Annotated in this window: 13 protein-coding genes; 3 read left to right on the top strand and 10 right to left on the bottom strand. The window is 72.3% G+C overall.

Annotated features, from left to right (window positions below):
• Positions 1-155: 155 nt before the first annotated feature.
• From ACZ53K_RS36720 to lepA, 3 genes are all read right to left on the bottom strand, one after another.
• A complete protein-coding gene (locus tag ACZ53K_RS36720) occupies positions 156-2045 on the bottom strand; it encodes an AMP-dependent synthetase/ligase (protein ID WP_468845650.1) in 1890 nt (629 codons plus the stop codon).
• A 424-nt stretch (positions 2046-2469) separates the two neighbouring features.
• Positions 2470-2757, bottom strand: coding sequence for a hypothetical protein (locus tag ACZ53K_RS36715; RefSeq protein ID WP_468845647.1), 288 nt, complete (start codon positions 2755-2757; stop codon positions 2470-2472).
• 355 nt (positions 2758-3112) lie between these two features.
• Positions 3113-4981 carry a translation elongation factor 4 gene (lepA, locus tag ACZ53K_RS36710; protein WP_468845644.1) on the bottom strand — a complete coding sequence of 623 codons (1869 nt, stop codon included), beginning with the start codon at positions 4979-4981 and terminating at the stop codon, positions 3113-3115.
• 191 nt (positions 4982-5172) lie between these two features.
• On the opposite strand from lepA, the gene rpsT reads away from it, so the two are divergent.
• Together rpsT and ACZ53K_RS36700 are read left to right on the top strand one after the other, a co-directional pair.
• Positions 5173-5439, top strand: a complete 267-nt coding sequence (rpsT, locus tag ACZ53K_RS36705) for a 30S ribosomal protein S20 (protein WP_468845641.1) — start codon at positions 5173-5175, stop codon at positions 5437-5439.
• Between the two features lie 696 nt (positions 5440-6135).
• Positions 6136-6762 carry a hypothetical protein gene (locus ACZ53K_RS36700; RefSeq protein ID WP_468845639.1) on the top strand — a complete coding sequence of 209 codons (627 nt, stop codon included), beginning with the start codon at positions 6136-6138 and terminating at the stop codon, positions 6760-6762.
• Between the two features lie 128 nt (positions 6763-6890).
• On the opposite strand, the gene holA is transcribed toward ACZ53K_RS36700, so the two are convergent.
• Positions 6891-7874: a DNA polymerase III subunit delta gene (gene holA, locus ACZ53K_RS36695; protein ID WP_468845637.1), complete on the bottom strand. Its 984-nt coding sequence runs from the start codon at positions 7872-7874 to the stop codon at positions 6891-6893.
• A gap of 72 nt (positions 7875-7946) precedes the next feature.
• Between holA and ACZ53K_RS36690 the strand changes: the two genes are divergently transcribed.
• Entirely contained in the window at positions 7947-8192 is a 246-nt protein-coding gene (locus ACZ53K_RS36690) for a hypothetical protein (RefSeq protein WP_468845635.1), read from the top strand.
• A 105-nt stretch (positions 8193-8297) separates the two neighbouring features.
• Here the strand turns inward: ACZ53K_RS36690 and ACZ53K_RS36685 are convergent, their stop codons facing one another.
• The 6 genes from ACZ53K_RS36685 to ACZ53K_RS36660 all read right to left on the bottom strand — a co-directional run bounded on the left by ACZ53K_RS36685 (position 8298) and on the right by ACZ53K_RS36660 (position 15724).
• Complete coding sequence (locus tag ACZ53K_RS36685; RefSeq protein WP_468845632.1) at positions 8298-9248, bottom strand: arylamine N-acetyltransferase family protein; 951 nt, start codon at positions 9246-9248, stop codon at positions 8298-8300.
• Positions 9248-9733 (bottom strand): RrF2 family transcriptional regulator, encoded by a 486-nt coding sequence (locus tag ACZ53K_RS36680; protein WP_468845630.1) that lies wholly within the window; start codon positions 9731-9733, stop codon positions 9248-9250. The genes ACZ53K_RS36685 and ACZ53K_RS36680 overlap by 1 nt, the downstream gene beginning before the upstream one ends.
• A gap of 218 nt (positions 9734-9951) precedes the next feature.
• Positions 9952-12678, bottom strand: coding sequence for a ComEC/Rec2 family competence protein (locus ACZ53K_RS36675; protein ID WP_468845628.1), 2727 nt, complete (start codon positions 12676-12678; stop codon positions 9952-9954).
• Positions 12675-13448, bottom strand: coding sequence for a ComEA family DNA-binding protein (locus ACZ53K_RS36670; RefSeq protein WP_468845626.1), 774 nt, complete (start codon positions 13446-13448; stop codon positions 12675-12677). The genes ACZ53K_RS36675 and ACZ53K_RS36670 overlap by 4 nt, the downstream gene beginning before the upstream one ends.
• A 503-nt stretch (positions 13449-13951) precedes the next feature.
• A complete protein-coding gene (locus ACZ53K_RS36665) occupies positions 13952-14797 on the bottom strand; it encodes a DegV family protein (protein ID WP_468845624.1) in 846 nt (281 codons plus the stop codon).
• Between the two features lie 150 nt (positions 14798-14947).
• Complete coding sequence (locus tag ACZ53K_RS36660; protein WP_468845622.1) at positions 14948-15724, bottom strand: hypothetical protein; 777 nt, start codon at positions 15722-15724, stop codon at positions 14948-14950.
• Between the last annotated feature and the right edge of the window lie 216 nt (positions 15725-15940).

The following is a 15940-nucleotide window of genomic DNA, read 5'->3' as shown; positions in this document are numbered from 1 at the left end:
CGGTACGGACACCGGTGACCGCCGGTGTCCGTACCGCGCGCAGCCGGGGCGAGGCATTCGCCGGGCCCGGCCCCGCTGTGGCCTGTGACTGCCGACGCCGCGGCCGCCGTCACTGTGCCCCGGAGCCGCCGTCGCCACCCCCACGGCCGTGGCCGCTACGCCTCGCGGGCGCCGTCGTACATCTCCTCCAGCAGGTCCTTGAAGGCCCGCTCCACCACCGGCCGCTTGACCTTGAGGCTGGGCGTCACCTCGCCGTGCTCGATGTCCAGGTCCCGCGGCAGCAGCCGGAACTTACGGATCTGCTGCCAGCGCTGGAGCCCCTCGTTGACCCGCTCCACGTACCCCTCGACCAGCTCGCGGGTCTGCGCCGCGCCCACGACTTCGGCGTACGACAGGCCCTTGAGACCGTGCTCGGCGGCCCAGCCCATGATCGTCGGCTCGTCGAGGGCGATCAGCGCGGTGCAGAAGTTCCGGTTGGCGCCGTGCACCAGCACGTTGGAGACGAACGGGCAGACCGCCTTGAACTGCCCCTCGACCTCGGCCGGCGCGATGTACTTGCCACCGGAGGTCTTGATCAGGTCCTTCTTGCGGTCGGTGATCCGCAGATAGCCGTCCGGGGACAGCTCGCCGATGTCGCCGGTGTGGAACCAGCCGTCCGACTCCAGCACCTCCGCCGTCTTCTCCGGCAGCCCGTGGTAGCCCTCCATGATGCCGGGCCCGCGCAGCAGCACCTCGCCGTCCTCGGCGATCCGCACCTCCGTGCCGGGCAGCGGCTTGCCGACCGTGCCGGTGCGGTACGCCTCGCCTGGGTTCACGAAGCTGGCCGCGCTGGACTCGGTGAGCCCGTACCCCTCCAGGATGTGGATGCCGGCGCCCGCGAAGAAGTAGCCGATCTCGGGGGCGAGGGCGGCGGAGCCGGAGACCGCGGCGCGCAGCCGGCCGCCGAAGGCCTCGCGCAGCTTGGCGTACACCAGCGTGTCGGCGATCTTGTGCTTGGCACCGAGCGCGAAGGGGACGGAGGCGTTGCCGGTGCGGCGGAAGTTCTCCTGGGACGCCTTGGCGTACTCCCGTGCCACGCCCGCCGCCCACTGGAAGATCTTGTACTTGGCGGTGCCGCCCTCCCGGGCCTTGGACACCACGCCGTTGTAGACCTTCTCGAAGATCCGCGGCACGGCCGCCATATAGGTCGGCTGCACCACCGGCAGATTCTCGATGATCTTGTCGACCCGGCCGTCCACCGCGATCACGTGCCCGACGGAGATCTGTCCGGCGGTCAGCACCTTCCCGAAGACGTGCGCCAGCGGCAGCCACAGGTACTGCACGTCGTCCTCGGTGACCATGCCGGTCGCCTGGATCGCCCGGGCCATGTACGACCAGCAGTCGTGCGGCAGCCGTACGCCCTTGGGGCGGCCGGTGGTGCCCGAGGTGTAGATCAGGGTCGCGAGCTGGTCCGCGCGCAACGCCCCGACCTGCTCCCGCACACAGTCCGGGTGCTTCTCCAGGTGAGCCGCGCCGCGTTTCTCCAGCTCGGCCAGGGAGAGCACCCAGTCCTCCGGGTCACCCTCGGCGGACTGCGCGCCGGCCTCGTCGATCACGATGACATGCGCCAGTTCCGGCAGCTCGGCACGCTTCTCGCGGGCCTTGGCGAGCTGGCCGGCGTCCTCGGCGATGAGCACGCGGCTGCCGGAGTCGGCGAGGATGAACGCCGTCTCGTCCGCGTTGGTGCTGGGGTAGACCGTCGTGGTGGCCGCGCCGGAACACAGCACGCCCAGGTCGGCGAGGATCCACTCGACGCGGGTGCTGGACGCCAGCGCCACCCGCTCCTCGGGCCGCACCCCCAGCGACATCAGCCCGGCGGCCACCGCGTACACCCGCTGAGCGGCATCGGCCCAGCTCAGCACCTTCCAGTCGGAGGGTCCCCGGCCGTCGGCGGACGGCACCGGGTAGCGGTACGCCTCGTGGTCGGGGGTGGCTGCGACGCGCTCCAGGAAGAGGGTCGCCACGGAAGGTGGCCGGTTCTCGATCAGCGTCTGGGTGTCCGTCACGGCATCCTCCGGGGCCCGCTACGTTGCTGGTGACTCGCGAGTAACCTTCGAGCAGTGATCAGACTAGAGCGCGTTGCGCCATGGCGTAAGGGGCTGTGGCGGACTCGTTCAGGATGAGACCAGTGCGGTGGGTGCGGGGTACACATTTCGGCCGGAGGGAGCGGTACGGGGGCCTTCGGCGGGGTGTGAGGAGGGTCGGCCGGGGTAGGTGAGGGCGCGCTTTCGGGCGGGGGCGAGGCACCGCGCCCCGGGTTTCTTGAGCTGTGCCGAATTTCCGGGTTTCCGGGCCTTCCGGGTCTCGGATGTACGTGCGCCGTCGCCCGCGCTCCGGTCGGCCCTGGCCGCCGGCTACACGCTGGGGCCGGGCGGGACGGGGCGGCGGTACGCGGATCCCCGTAGGGAAGCGCGGGCGACGGGCAACCGCTCAGCGGCGCAGTGAGGCCGACTGGATGCCGATGCCGTCGGCGTTGGGCGCGTTCGCCGCGGCCGAATCGCCGACCATGTGGCCGACCCGCTCGTCACCCCTGAGCGCGCCATGGACCTTCTTCAGCCCGCCGCCGAGGGAACCGACGGCCTTCTGCGCACCGCCGACCGTCCCGGTCACGCCACTCTTGAACTTCTCCGCCCCCGACTCGTCGGCGAAGGCGGGCGTGGCGATGCCCACGGACAGCGCGGCTCCGGCCAGCAGCGCGGCGGCCTTCGTGTACTTCATGCGTATCCCTTTCCGGCGCGGCCTCCTCGGCGGCACGGCACTCATGCCGCCCGGGCGCCCTCTGGGCCGCCCGGAACACCGCTGCCACCGACGACAACGCCGTTCGACGCGTCCCGGAAACCGCCTGGCCGCCACTTTTCCCGCCGACCGCCCGGATGCCGTACGCATCCGGACGGACGAACGGGTGCCGCGCGGGTTCGGACGGACGAGCGGATGCCTTACGTATCCGGGAGGCCTGGGCCGAGGCCGTACGCGACCGGAGGGCCGAGGCCGTTGCCGTACGGGTCCCGGCGACCGCCCGTGGCAGCACGCAGCCCCCGGCCGGAATCGGCCGGGGGCTGCGAGGACGGCTCCCCTACTTCTTGCTCTTGGAGTCGCCGTCGGAGTCGGAGGACAGCACGGCGATGAAGGCCTCCTGGGGGACCTCCACGCTGCCGACCATCTTCATCCGCTTCTTGCCTTCCTTCTGCTTCTCCAGCAGCTTCCGCTTACGGGAGATGTCACCGCCGTAGCACTTGGCGAGCACGTCCTTGCGGATCGCGCGGACCGTCTCACGGGCGATGACCCGGCTGCCGATGGCGGCCTGGATCGGCACCTCGAAGCTCTGCCGCGGGATCAGCTCGCGCAGCTTGGCGACCAGCCGCACGCCGTACGCGTACGCCTTGTCCTTGTGGCAGATCGCGGAGAACGCGTCCACCTTGTCGCCGTGCAGCAGGATGTCGACCTTGACCAGGTCGGCGGTCTGCTCGCCGGTGGGCTCGTAGTCCAGCGAGGCGTAGCCGCGGGTCTTGGACTTGAGCTGGTCGAAGAAGTCGAAGACGACCTCGGCGAGCGGGAGGGTGTAGCGGATCTCGACCCGGTCCTCGGAGAGGTAGTCCATGCCGAGCAGGTTGCCGCGCCGGGTCTGGCACAGCTCCATGATCGAGCCGATGAACTCGCTGGGCGCCAGGATCGTGGCCCGGACGACCGGCTCGTGGACCTTGTCGATCTTGCCGGTCGGGAACTCGCTCGGGTTGGTGACCTCGTGCTCGGCCCCGTCCTCCATGTCCACGCGGTAGACCACGTTGGGGGCGGTGGCGATCAGGTCCAGGCCGAACTCGCGCTCCAGGCGCTCGCGGATGACCTCCAGGTGCAGCAGGCCCAGGAAGCCGACGCGGAAGCCGAAGCCGAGGGCCGCGGAGGTCTCCGGCTCGTAGACCAGCGCGGCGTCGTTGAGCTGGAGCTTGTCCAGGGCGTCGCGCAGCTCCGGGTAGTCGGAGCCGTCGAGCGGGTACAGGCCCGAGAAGACCATCGGCTTCGGGTCCTTGTAGCCGCCCAGCGGCACCTCGGCACCCTTGCTGAGCTGCGTGATGGTGTCGCCGACCTTGGACTGGCGGACGTCCTTCACACCGGTGATCAAATAGCCGACCTCGCCCACGGACAGGCCGTCGGCGGCCTTCATCTCGGGCGAGTTCGTACCGATCTCCAGCAGCTCGTGGGCCGCGCCGGTGGACATCATCTTGATGCGCTCGCGCTTGCTGAGCGTGCCGTCGACGACCTTCACGTACGTCACGACGCCGCGGTACGCGTCATAGACCGAGTCGAAGATCATCGCGCGGGCGGGCGCGTCCTTGACGCCGACCGGGGCCGGGACCTCGCGGACGACCTTGTCGAGCAGCTCGGGCACGCCGACGCCGGTCTTGGCGGAGACCTTCAGCACGTCCTCGGGCTCGCAGCCGACGAGGTTCGCCAGCTCCTTGGCGAACTTCTCGGGCTGCGCGGCCGGCAGGTCGATCTTGTTGAGCACCGGGATGATCACGAGGTCGTGTTCCATCGCCAGGTACAGGTTGGCGAGGGTCTGGGCCTCGATGCCCTGGGCGGCGTCCACGAGGAGGATGCAGCCCTCGCACGCGGCGAGGGAGCGCGAGACCTCGTACGTGAAGTCGACGTGGCCCGGGGTGTCGATCATGTTGAGGATGCGGGTCGCGCCGGCGTCCTCGTCGGTCGGTGCCCAGGGCAGCCGGACGGCCTGGGACTTGATCGTGATGCCGCGCTCGCGCTCGATGTCCATGCGGTCGAGGTACTGCGCGCGCATCTGCCGCTGGTCGACGACGCCGGTCAGCTGGAGCATCCGGTCGGCGAGCGTGGACTTGCCGTGGTCGATGTGCGCGATGATGCAAAAGTTACGGAGGAGAGCCGGGTCGGTACGGCTCGGCTCCGGCACGTTCGTAGGGGTCGCGGGCACGCAGGGTCCATTCAGAGAACGCGGGTAGGCGGGACTCGGTTGTTTTTCGTCTCCCCCATGGTCCCATGCGCGGCGGTCCTGGTCCGGTTTGGGAGGCCACGGAAGCGGCTGGTAGCCTGGTCCACTGCGCTTTGTGCTCTCTCTCGTACGAGGCGCAATACGAATTCCAACGAACCTGAAAAGGCTCTTTCGTGGCGAACATCAAGTCCCAGATGAAGCGGATCAAGACCAACGAGAAGGCTCGTCAGCGCAACAAGGCTGTCAAGTCGACTCTGCGTACCGCGATCCGTCGTACCCGTGAGGCCGTGGAGGCCGGTGACCTGCAGAAGGCCACCGCCGCCCAGGCCCTGGCCGCCAAGAAGCTGGACAAGGCCGCCAGCAAGGGTGTCATCCACAAGAACGCCGCCGCCAACAAGAAGTCGGCGCTGGCCAAGAAGGTCGCGGCCCTCAAGGCCTGACCTGTTCTACACGCTTCACTCCTGCCGGTAAGGGCCCAGCGGCCCCTCTCTCCGCTCCTTCCGGTGCACCACCGCGCCGCACACGGCCTGCGTTCGCCACGCGGGTGCGGCGCACACACAGCTTGAGATGACGGACCTCGCGTCGCCCTTCCCCAGGGTGATGCGGGGTCCGTTGTCATTGAGGGGTACGGCCGGCGGTCACCAGAGCGAGTGTGGCCCAGGTTACGATTCCGGCCCGGTGGCCGGTTCCGGTCCGCTACGCTGCCGCGCATGTCGATTCCGGGGGATCAGCACCATCCCTACGCGCAGCCCCAGCAGCCCGCTCCCTCCCAGCCGCCCCCGTCGCCGCCGTCGCCCCCGGCTCAGCAGGGGGCGGGAGCCGCTCCGCAGGGGTCGGCCGTCGGACCGCAGGGGCCGGGCGCCGGTCCGCAAGGGCCTGGGGGGTACGGGTCCGGGGTGCCGCAGCAGGGGCCGTACGCTCAGGGGCCCGGCGCGGGTGCGTACGGATATCCGGCGACGGGAGGGCCGCAGCCGCCCGGCCTGGGGTCGTCGGCCGGGTACGGCATGGGGCCTGAGCCGTCTGGCGGGGCCGCTGTGACGGTTGGGGCCGATGGGGCCGGCGGCACCGGTGGGGCCGGGGGCGGGGGGACCCAGCACTGGCTGTGGGCGCTCGGCGGGGCGGTAGCCGCGTCGGCGATGGGCGGCGCGATCCTCTTCGCCGTCGGCGCCTTCGGGGACGCGCGGCCCGACCCCGACCTCGCGGGCTACTCGTACACGTCCGACCTGTGCGACCGGACCTCCTTCACGCCGTTCGAAACCGCGCGCTACAAGATCAAACCGACCGGTGACTCGTCCTCGGCGGCGGGCTCGCCCGGCGGCAGCGCGCAGAACCCGCAGTACAGCGGCGTCCAGCAGGGCGCGCTGGACTCCATGTGGTGCAACGCCGAACTGAAGTCATCGGACGCGGGCAGCAACGACTACTCCTCGACCTGGGTCTACAGCAGCGCCACCCTGCACAAGAAGGCCGACCCGACGGCCGAGTTCGCGGACAGCTACCGCGCGTACGAGAGCCAGCGCAGCTCGATCTCGTACAAGGTCACCCCGGTGCCGGGCATCGGCGACGAGGCGTACCTCGTCAGCCGGTCCGACGACAGCGGCGGCGCGTACGTGATCCTCGGCGTCCGCGACGGCTGGGCGACGTACCAGATCACCCGGTCGAGCTACACCTCGCGCACCAGCTCGACCAAGCCTCCGACGGCCGAGCAGGTCACGGGGATGCTGAAGACGAGCGCGACGGAGACGCTCCGGAAACTGCGGGGGTGAGGCGGGGACCCTGGCCTGGAGGGTGGAGGCGATGCCCGGGGCCGGGGGATGCCCGGAGCCGGGGGGCGATGCCGGGGGGGGCGGGCGCGCCGGTGTCCCTCCAGTCCCGAACAGTCCTGCCCCTGGGATCAGCGGGAACGGGCCGCGCGGGCGATGGTGACGACGGCCTTCTCCAGCGCGTACTCGGGGTCGTCGCCGCCGCCCTTGACGCCCGCGTCGGCCTCGGCCACCGCGAGCAGCGCCGTCGCGACACCGTCCGCCGACCAGCCGCGCATCTGCTGCCGTACCCGGTCGATCTTCCAGGGGGGCATGCCCAGCTCACGGGCGAGATCGCCGGGGCGGGCGCCGCGCGGGGCGGAGGCCAGCTTGCCGATGGCCCGGACGCCCTGGGCGAGCGCGCTGGTGATCATGACGGGTGCGACGCCCGTCGACATGGCCCAGCGCAGTGCCTCCAGAGCCTCGGCGGCCCGGCCCTCCACGGCGCGGTCCGCGACGGTGAAGCTGGACGCCTCGGCGCGACCACGGTAGTAGCGGGCGACGATGGCGTCGTCGATGGTGCCCTCGATGTCGGCCACAAGCTGCGAACAGGCCGAGGCCAGCTCGCGCAGGTCGCTGCCGATCGCGTCCACCAGCGCCTGGCACGCCTCGGGGGTGGCGGAGCGGCCCACCGCGCGGAACTCACCGCGCACGAACGCGAGCCGGTCGGCGGGCTTGGTCATCTTGGGGCAGGCGACCTCCCGCGCACCGGCCTTACGGGCAGCGTCCAGCAGGCCCTTGCCCTTGGCGCCGCCGGCGTGCAGCAGTACGAGGGTGATCTCCTCGACCGGGGCGCCCACATACTTCTTGACGTCCTTGACCGAGTCGGCGGACAGGTCCTGGGAATTGCGGACCACCACGACCTTGCGCTCCGCGAACAGCGAGGGGCTGGTCAGCTCGGCGAGCGTGCCGGGCTGGAGCTGGTCGGGGGTGAGGTCACGCACATCGGTGTCCGCGTCGGCGGCGCGGGCCGCCGCCACCACCTGCTGCACGGCGCGGTCCAGGAGCAGATCCTCCTGGCCCACGGCGAGCGTGAGCGGTGCGAGCGGGTCGTCGTTTGCTGCTTTCCTGGCCATCGCGCTCCAGCATCCCACGCCCCACTGACAGCGGCGTTCGGTCCCCGGCCCCCGCTGTCCGACAATGGCCGGGTGAGCGATGTACGACATGTTCTGGTGCTGCCCGACCGCGACTCCGCCGAGGAGGTCGCCGAAGCGCTGGCCGAGCGCTTCGGCGTCACGGAGGAACCCCAGCTCGTACGGGACGCCCTGGCGGGCGAGGACGATGCCGAGGACGCCCAGTGGCTGGTGGTCGTCGAAGACCCCACGGGCAGCCATGACCCGGCGAAGCTGGACTCCCTGGCGGACGAGTACGAGGGCTGGCTGGAGGTCGAGTAGTGCGCCTGCCGCCTGCCGGGCAAGCGGGCGTCAGCCGAGCGAGCAGGTGCAGGCCGAGCGGGCGGGCGTCGGCGGACCGCGCCGGTGTGAGCCGGTGGGCGGGCCTCAGCCGCGCAGCTCCGGTATCCGGTCCAACGTGATGCCGAAGTGGGTGCGGTAGGCGGGGAACACCTCGGTATCGGCCAGTTCGCGCTCCTCCCGTCCGCCGTCGGCGTCCGTGATCACGAGCGTACGGCCGGAGAGCGTGACGCGGCCGGTTTCCGTGAGCCGGGAGCAGACCAGGGACCGGGTGAAGTGCGAGTCCGGCGAGGTGCGGTGGTACCAGGAGCCCGCCTCGAAGTCGGCCAGGGCACGCGACCGCTGCTCCAGCCGGTACTGGGGCACGCCGTCCCGCAGCACGTCGAGGTCGCCGTCGGCGGTCTCCTCGATACGGAACACCCCGGCGGGGTCGGGCTGTTCGTCGCGGCTGTCCAGACGCAGCGGGTAGTGGCTGTTCCTCCCGAAGCCGATGTCGGCGAGCCACGGCCCGCTGCCCTGCCCGTCGCCGGTGTGGACGCGCAGCGCGAGGTGGTCGTACGGGATGCCGGGTCCCTGCGGGCCGAAGACCCGGGCGGCGAGCAGTTCGACCCGGTAGCCGAGGGCACGCAACAGGGCGGCGAAGGCGCCGTTGAGTTCGTAGCAGAAGCCGCCCCGCGAGGCCTCGACGATCTTGTCCACCAGCGTCTTGTAGTCCAGGGCCACGTCCTCGGCGAGGTGGACGGAAAGGTTTTCGAAGGGGACGGCCCGCAGATGCCGCAGGTGCAGGTCGCGCAGTGCCTCGGCGTCGGGCGCGGCCGGGCGGTCGGCTCCGAGGCGCCGGAGATAGGCATCGGCACGCGCCGGGTCGAGCGGCTCGGCGCGCATCCGCTCGGCGTCCGAGGGCCGGGCGGCCGGCTCCCCGCCGCCGGCCTGGGATGCCTGTGGGGGTGGTGGGGCCTGTGGTGTCGGCGGGGTCTGCGATGTCGACGGAGTCGGCCGGGCCGGCTGGGATGCGGACCGCGTCTGCGGGGAGTCCATCAGGTGCTCGTCCTCTCGGTCGCGAACCAGCGGCGGGTGCGCTCCGCCGCCGGTTTCGGAATGCCGGCCAGGAGGTCGGCGACGGTCTGCTTGGCGAGCTCGCGGCGCCAGGCCAGCTCGGCCCTGCGCATCGCGGTGGAGATGCCGCAAGGGCGGCGGAAGTCCCGCTCGGGCGCTTCGGCTCCGGAGCCCTGGCGGCGGATCTCGGTGCACCGGAAGAAGTCTTCGGGCCCCTCGATGGCGGCGACGACATCCATCAGGGAGATCCGCTCGGGCGGCCGGGCCAGCCGGAAGCCGCCACGGGCGCCGGGGGTCGAGGTCAGGACGCCGGCGCGTACCAGGGTTTGGAGGCGCTTGTTCAGATAAGCCTGCGGCAGATCGAAGGAGGCGGCCAGCCGGGCAGTCGAAACGGGCCGCTCGTCGCCGAGCGAGGCCAGGGTCACACAGCAGTGCAGAGCCCACTCGACGCCCTCGCTCATCCTCATATTTCTGGAGCTTACAGGTCCTGATTACGCGGATGGCCGTACGCTGCGGGACCACCGCCGTCACCGCCGCCCCCTGGCCGTCGAGCCGTCTGCGGCCAAGCGGCGGCCGTCTCGTCGTGCCCAAGGTGCCGTCGCACAGGCGCAACCGCTCCGGAGGCTCACGGGCTCCGACACGGCGAGGGGCCCGACACGGTGAAGAACATCCTGCGCGAGTGCGATCACGAGTGTGTACGAGTACGAACACGTGCCCTGCGCGGGCCGGGCGAGCGTGCCGGGTTCCGTCTGCCGCCCCTGACGGTGGTGGTCAACCGGTCCCGGCCGCCCAGCACCGCGATCGCGCCGTCGGTGTCCGTACGCAGCACCCTGGCTCCCTGAGAGCGCAGCGCCCGGACGGTGCGCGGCGACGGATGGCCGTACGGGTTGCCGGCACCGCAGCTGATCAGGGCGACGCGCGGCGCCAGGCGGCGTATCAGCTGCGGGTCCTGGTAGGCGGACCCGTGGTGGGCGACCTTGAGGACGTCCACGGCAGCCAGGTCGGGGCGCGCGGTGAACAGGGCTTGCTGAGAGACCGGTTCGAGGTCGCCTAGGAGGAGGAACGTCAGGCCGGATGTGCGCAGCAGCAGTGTGACGCTGGCGTCGTTGGGGCCTTCCACGGCGCGTGAGAAAGCGGCGGAGTAGGGGTGGGCGGGGTCGCTGGCGGGCGGCCACACGACCTGCCAGCTGAGCGGCCCGAAGCTGCGCCGCTCCCCCGGCGCCGAACCGGTCACCGGCACTCCCGCGGCCGCCGCCGTGCGGTGTACGAAGGCGGCCCGGCCGGGCGGTTCGGGCAGGGTCGTGGTCTCGATGGCGCCGACCGAACGCCCGCGCAGGACACCGGGCAGCCCGCTGACGTGGTCGGCGTGAAAATGTGTGAGAACGAGCAGGGGGATACGGCGCACGCCCAGGTCGGTCAGACAGCGGTCGATGGCGTCCGGCTCCGGGCCGGTGTCCACGACCAGGGCGGTGCCCTCCCCGGCCGCGATCACCAAGCCGTCGCCCTGGCCCACGTCACAGGCCACCGCGCGCCAGCCCGGGGGCGGCCAGCCGGTGATGACACGGGTGATCGGGACCGGCCGGAGAATCGCCACGAGCAGTGCCAGGACGCCGAGGACACACAGCCAGGGCCGGCGCAGCAACCGCCGCCCCACCAGGACGAACACCACCGTCAGGGCAGCCAGCAGCAGCGCCCCGGCCCAGCCTCCAGGCCAGTCCAGCTCCGCGCCGGGCAGGTCCGCTCCCGTACGGGCGACACCGGCGATCCACTCGGTCGGCCAGCTCGCGCACCAGGCAAGCGCGTGTGCCAGGGGTGGGGCGAACGGAGCGGTGGCGAGCGCGGCGAATCCCAGGACGGTGGCCGGGGCGACGGCGAGTTCGGCCAGCAGGTTGCAGGGAACGGCGACGAGGCCGACCCGAGCGGCGAGCACCACGATGACCGGCGCGCAGACCGCCTGCGCCGCGGCCGCGGCGGCGAGCACTTCGGCGAGGCGGGGCGGCACCCGGCGGCGTTGCAGGGCCGCACTCCAGCGGGGGGCGAGGGTGAGCAGGGCGCCGGTGGCCAGTACGGAGAGCAGGAAGCCATAACTCCGGGCGAGCCAGGGGTCGTAGAGCACGAGCACCAGGACGGCGGCGGCGAGCGCGGGGACGAGGGAACGGCGGCGTCCCGTCCCGATGGCGAGCAGGGTGATCAGTCCGCAGGCCGCGGCGCGCAGCACGCTGGGGTCGGGGCGGCAGACGATGACGAAGGCGAGGGCGATCGAACCGCCGACGAGGGCGGTGGTGCGCAGCGAGAGGCCCAGCCGCGGTGCCAGGCCGCGGCGTTCGGCCCGTACGGCGAGGTGGGGCGGGCCGATGAGCAGGACGAGCAGGATGGTCAGGTTGCTGCCGGAGACGGCGAGCAGGTGGGTCAGGTCGGTGGTACGGAAGGCGTCACCGAGGTCGGGCGGTACGCGCGCGGTGTCACCGACCACCAGGCCCGGCAGGAGGGCACGGGCGTCGGGGCTCAGGCCGTCACTGGCCTCCCGGAGCCCGCCCCGCAGGTCACCGGCGAGGCGCTGCAAGGCGTCGGGCGCACGGACCACATGAGGGCCGGTGCCCGTGGTCACCCGCAGGGCGGCTGCGGCTTGGTCGGACGGCTGGAGAGGCGGTGCCGCACGGGCCGCGATACGGACGCGGGTCGAGGGCAGCAGGCGCTGCCAGTCGCCGAGGCGCTTCGTACGGTGCACGACGACCAGTACGGGGGTGCGGGTGGCGGTGACCGCGCCGTCCGGGGCGGTCACGCGGAGTACGTCCGCCGTGAACACGACGGCCGGAGGCGCTTGTTGGGCGCCGCGCACCCTTGGGCGGGTCAGCCGCGGATCACCGGTCAATTCCACCTCGGCCGTGACCGTGGCCTGCCGGCGCGCCAGCTCCGGCAGGGGGCCGCGTCGTACGTCCGCCGCGTGCAGGGCGGCGGACGCGGCTCCGGCGACCGCGCCCAGCAGCACCGCGGCGAGAGCGACCAGGGTTCCGGCGGACCGTCGTTCCGGCCTGCGGACCGCGCCGACCACCCCGATCGCCGCCAGCAGCACGGCCACCGCGCAAGCTGCCGCCACCGAGCCGCCGGACCACCCCAAGGCCAGCGCCGCCGCTCCCCATGCGGCCAACGCGGGCCCCGCCAGACGAAGATCGACAGCTTCGTCCGGCTGGTGAGGGTCGGCGGCGCCGTAGGGGGAGGTTGCCGCCGCGTGGACGGCGATCCGGTCGGAGGGGGTGGTGGAAAGGGGGTTGGGGGTGGGGTCGGAGGTGGGGTGAGAGGGGGTGTCGGGTGTGGTGTGGGAGGAGGGGTGGGCTGAAGCTTGGGGGTCGGTGGGGTCGGTGGGGTGAGTATGGCGAGGCGGTGGCGGCGGTGCGGCGGGGTCCGAGGTCATGGCTGGACCAAGGGCCGCAGGTCGGCGAAGCGGCGGTCGCCGATGCCGGTCACTTCGCGGAGCTGTTCCACGGCGGTGAAACCGCCGTGCGCGGTGCGGTATTCGATGATGTGCCGGGCCAGGACGGGGCCGACGCCGGGAAGGCCGTCCAGCTGTTCCGCGGTCGCGGAGTTCAGGCTGATGGGGACGGCGCCCGCGCCCGTACCGCTGGATGCTCCGGCGCTTCCGGGGGCCGCCGCACCACCGCCAGTGCCCGACCCGGCGGCTCCTCCGGACCCGGCTCCCGCAGCGGCTCCGGGGCTCGCGCCCGCACCCTGTCCTGCCGCGCCCGGCGCTGCCCCTGGGACATCCACGGCGATCTGCTCGCCGTCGATCAGCAGCCGGGCCCGGTTCAGCCCTCGGGAATTCGCGCCGTCCAGCACACCGCCCGCCGCTCGCAGCGCGTCGGCGACCCGGGCTCCTTGCGGCAGTCGGTGGATGCCGGGGTGGTGCACCTTACCGACCACGTCGACCACGAGAAGCCGCCCCGCGGCGGTCGTCGGCGCGCCTCCCGGTGTCGGCGCCGCCACCTGTGGCCGCGGCGCCGGGCCCGGGGTCGGCAGCGCCGGGGACCGGGCGGCGACCGGTGCGCGTACGGGCTCGGGCCGAGCCACCCAGAAGTGGTGGACCGCGAAAGCCACCGCCACCACGAACACCACGACCAGAGCGGTCAGCGCCTTCGGGTCGATCGCGCATCTCGACTGCATCCACAGCGGCAGCCGCTCCCGCACGGCGAGTCGTAAACGGGCGGCAGGGTCGGAACGGGTGCCTTCGGCGGGCGGTGGACTGCCGCCCGGTTCCACCGGATCCGCTTGCCGGTACGGGTCGGGTGGGCCCCGGAAAAGGCCCTCGGCCCGCGTACGTACTGCTGCGGCGGTCTCCGTGCGCCGGGCGGCTCGCCCACGCACCGCACCGCGCGCGGTTCTCCGGCGGGAGGACGGAGCGTCGCTGCCGAAATCCGGGTCGAAGCCGGGGGCGGGCACAGCAGTGGGAGCGGGGGTGAGGGCGGGGTCGGAGGCTGAGCCAGGGTCGGTAGCAGGGCCGGTGTCAAGGCCAGCTCCAGAGCCGACCCCAGCCCCGGCACCAGCCCCAAGCGATTCAGTTACGGAGAGTGATTTCTGCGTCATGCCAGCGACGTTAGACACCCCGAGCCGATCCCGCTGCGAGCCGTCAAATCCCGTGGATAACCCACCAGTTGTGGATATCCCCGCCACTCGAAAGAGCGCGTCTTCCGCTAGCGCGGCGAAACCACGGCCCCCAGCAGCCCCGGTCCCGTATGCGCCCCGATCACCGCACCCACCTCGCTCACGTGCAGCTCGGCCAGCCCCGGTACCCGCTCGCGCAGCCGGTCCGCCAGCGCGTCCGCGCGTTCGGCCGCTGCGAGGTGGTGCACCGCGATGTCCACCTGCGCCTCCCCGGCCCGCTCCACGGCGATCTCCTCCAGCCGGGCGATCGCCTTCGAGGCCGTACGGACCTTCTCCAGGAGGTCGATCCGCCCCTCGGCGAGCTGGAGCAGCGGCTTGACCGCGAGGGCCGAGCCGAGCAGCGCCTGCGCCGCCCCGATCCGGCCGCCGCGCCGCAGGTAGTCGAGGGTGTCGACGTAGAAGTAGGCGGACGTCTGCTCGGCGCGCTTCTCGGCCGCGGCCACCGCCTCGTCCAGGCTGCCGCCGGACTCCGCCGCCTCGGCCGCCGCCAGGGCGCAGAAGCCGAGCGCCATGGCGACCATGCCGGTGTCCACGACCCGCACCGGTACGGGAGCCTCGCCGGCCGCCAGCACCGCCGCGTCGTACGTGCCGGAGAACTCCGAGGACAGGTGCAGCGAAACGATGCTTTCGGCGCCCGCCTTGGCGAGGTCCCGGTAGGTGGCCGCGAAGGTCCCGGGACTGGGCCGCGAGGTCGTCACGTACTTGCGCTTCTGCAGGGCCTGGGCGACCGATCTCGCCGAGATCTCGGTGCCCTCCTCCAGGGCCTCGTCACCGAGGACGACGGTGAGCGGCACCGCCGTGATCCGGTGGCGCTGCAGTGCCGCCCGCGGCAGGTAGGCCGTTGAATCGGTGACGATAGCGACATGGCGGGACATGACTGGGAGGTTATCCGGGGATCCCGGAGGCCGACAGTGCGGGTCCTTTCATGATCCCTCAGGTTTGGCCAAGGGTTTGCCAAGCGTCGCCGGGCCGTGTGTCACGGGGGCGTCCGTTACCCGCCCGGCAGTGGCGGGACGCAGGCGGAATCAGGTCGTCCGCTCCGTACGCGGTGCCTTCTGCCACGCGTACGAAGGCTGCGTACGCGGGTCCCGGGCCGTGATGGCGGGCGTCTCGTCCTCCGCGGACCCCCACGGCTTCCGCTCCGCCGACCCGGAGGAAGCCCCGGCCGAACCGGAGGAAGCCCCACGGGCCCCACCGGCCCCAGCCGCCCCGTCCCTCGACGCATCCCCCGACGCCTCGATCCGGTCCTCCAGCGACTCCTTCGACCAGTGCCGCAGCGCCCCGGCCTCCATGTCGATCTGCTCGCCGAGCGTGGCCAAGTCGTCGTCGGAGAACTGCCGGGCCCGGTCCCGGGCGGCCCACCGCAGCGACTCGGCGGAGTGGGTGATGCGCTCCAGCCGCTCGCGCAGCTCGGGCAGCCGGGTCGTGACGCTGGCCTTGTCGGGCTCCCGCTCCAGCCGCTTGAGCTCGTCGTCCAGCTCGTGGCCGTGGGCGCTGAGGCGCTCGAAGAGGCCCAGCGCCTCGGTCAGCGAGGTGTCCTGCTCGGCGCCGGTGTGCAGCGCGTCCTGGGTGGCGCGCATGGACGTACGCAGCGACAGCCGCAGCTGGGCCAGCTCGCCGGCCACGCCGGGCTGGGTGAACTGCCGGGCCCTGAGGGTGGTGTCCTCGACGGTCCGGCGCGCCTGGGCCACCCCGCGGTCCACCCCGCGCTTGGCCGCCTTGACGGCCTTGACCGTGACGAAGACGCCGGCCGCGACGAGCAGCAGGAAGAGGAGCCCGAAGATTGCGGCGACGGCTTCCATGGGTTCTCCTCGTCTGGCGACGGCACGGCTGGCGGAGGCGCCGGGGTCCCGGCTCTTCCACCGTAAACGCCGCGGGCAGGTCGCGGGTTCCCTTCGAACCCCCAACCTGCCCGTAGTGGTGATCCCTTAGCCACGCCCCGAAGGGCCCGGTCAGCGCCCGGAATCAGCCACACCCCGGAGCGCCCGGTCACGCCCCGAAGGACCCCGGCGACGGGA

It is taken from the genome of Streptomyces sp. NPDC033221, from assembly GCF_055577005.1.
The sequence above is the reverse complement of the archived record's forward strand: the minus strand, read 5'-3'. Positions and strand labels throughout refer to the sequence as shown.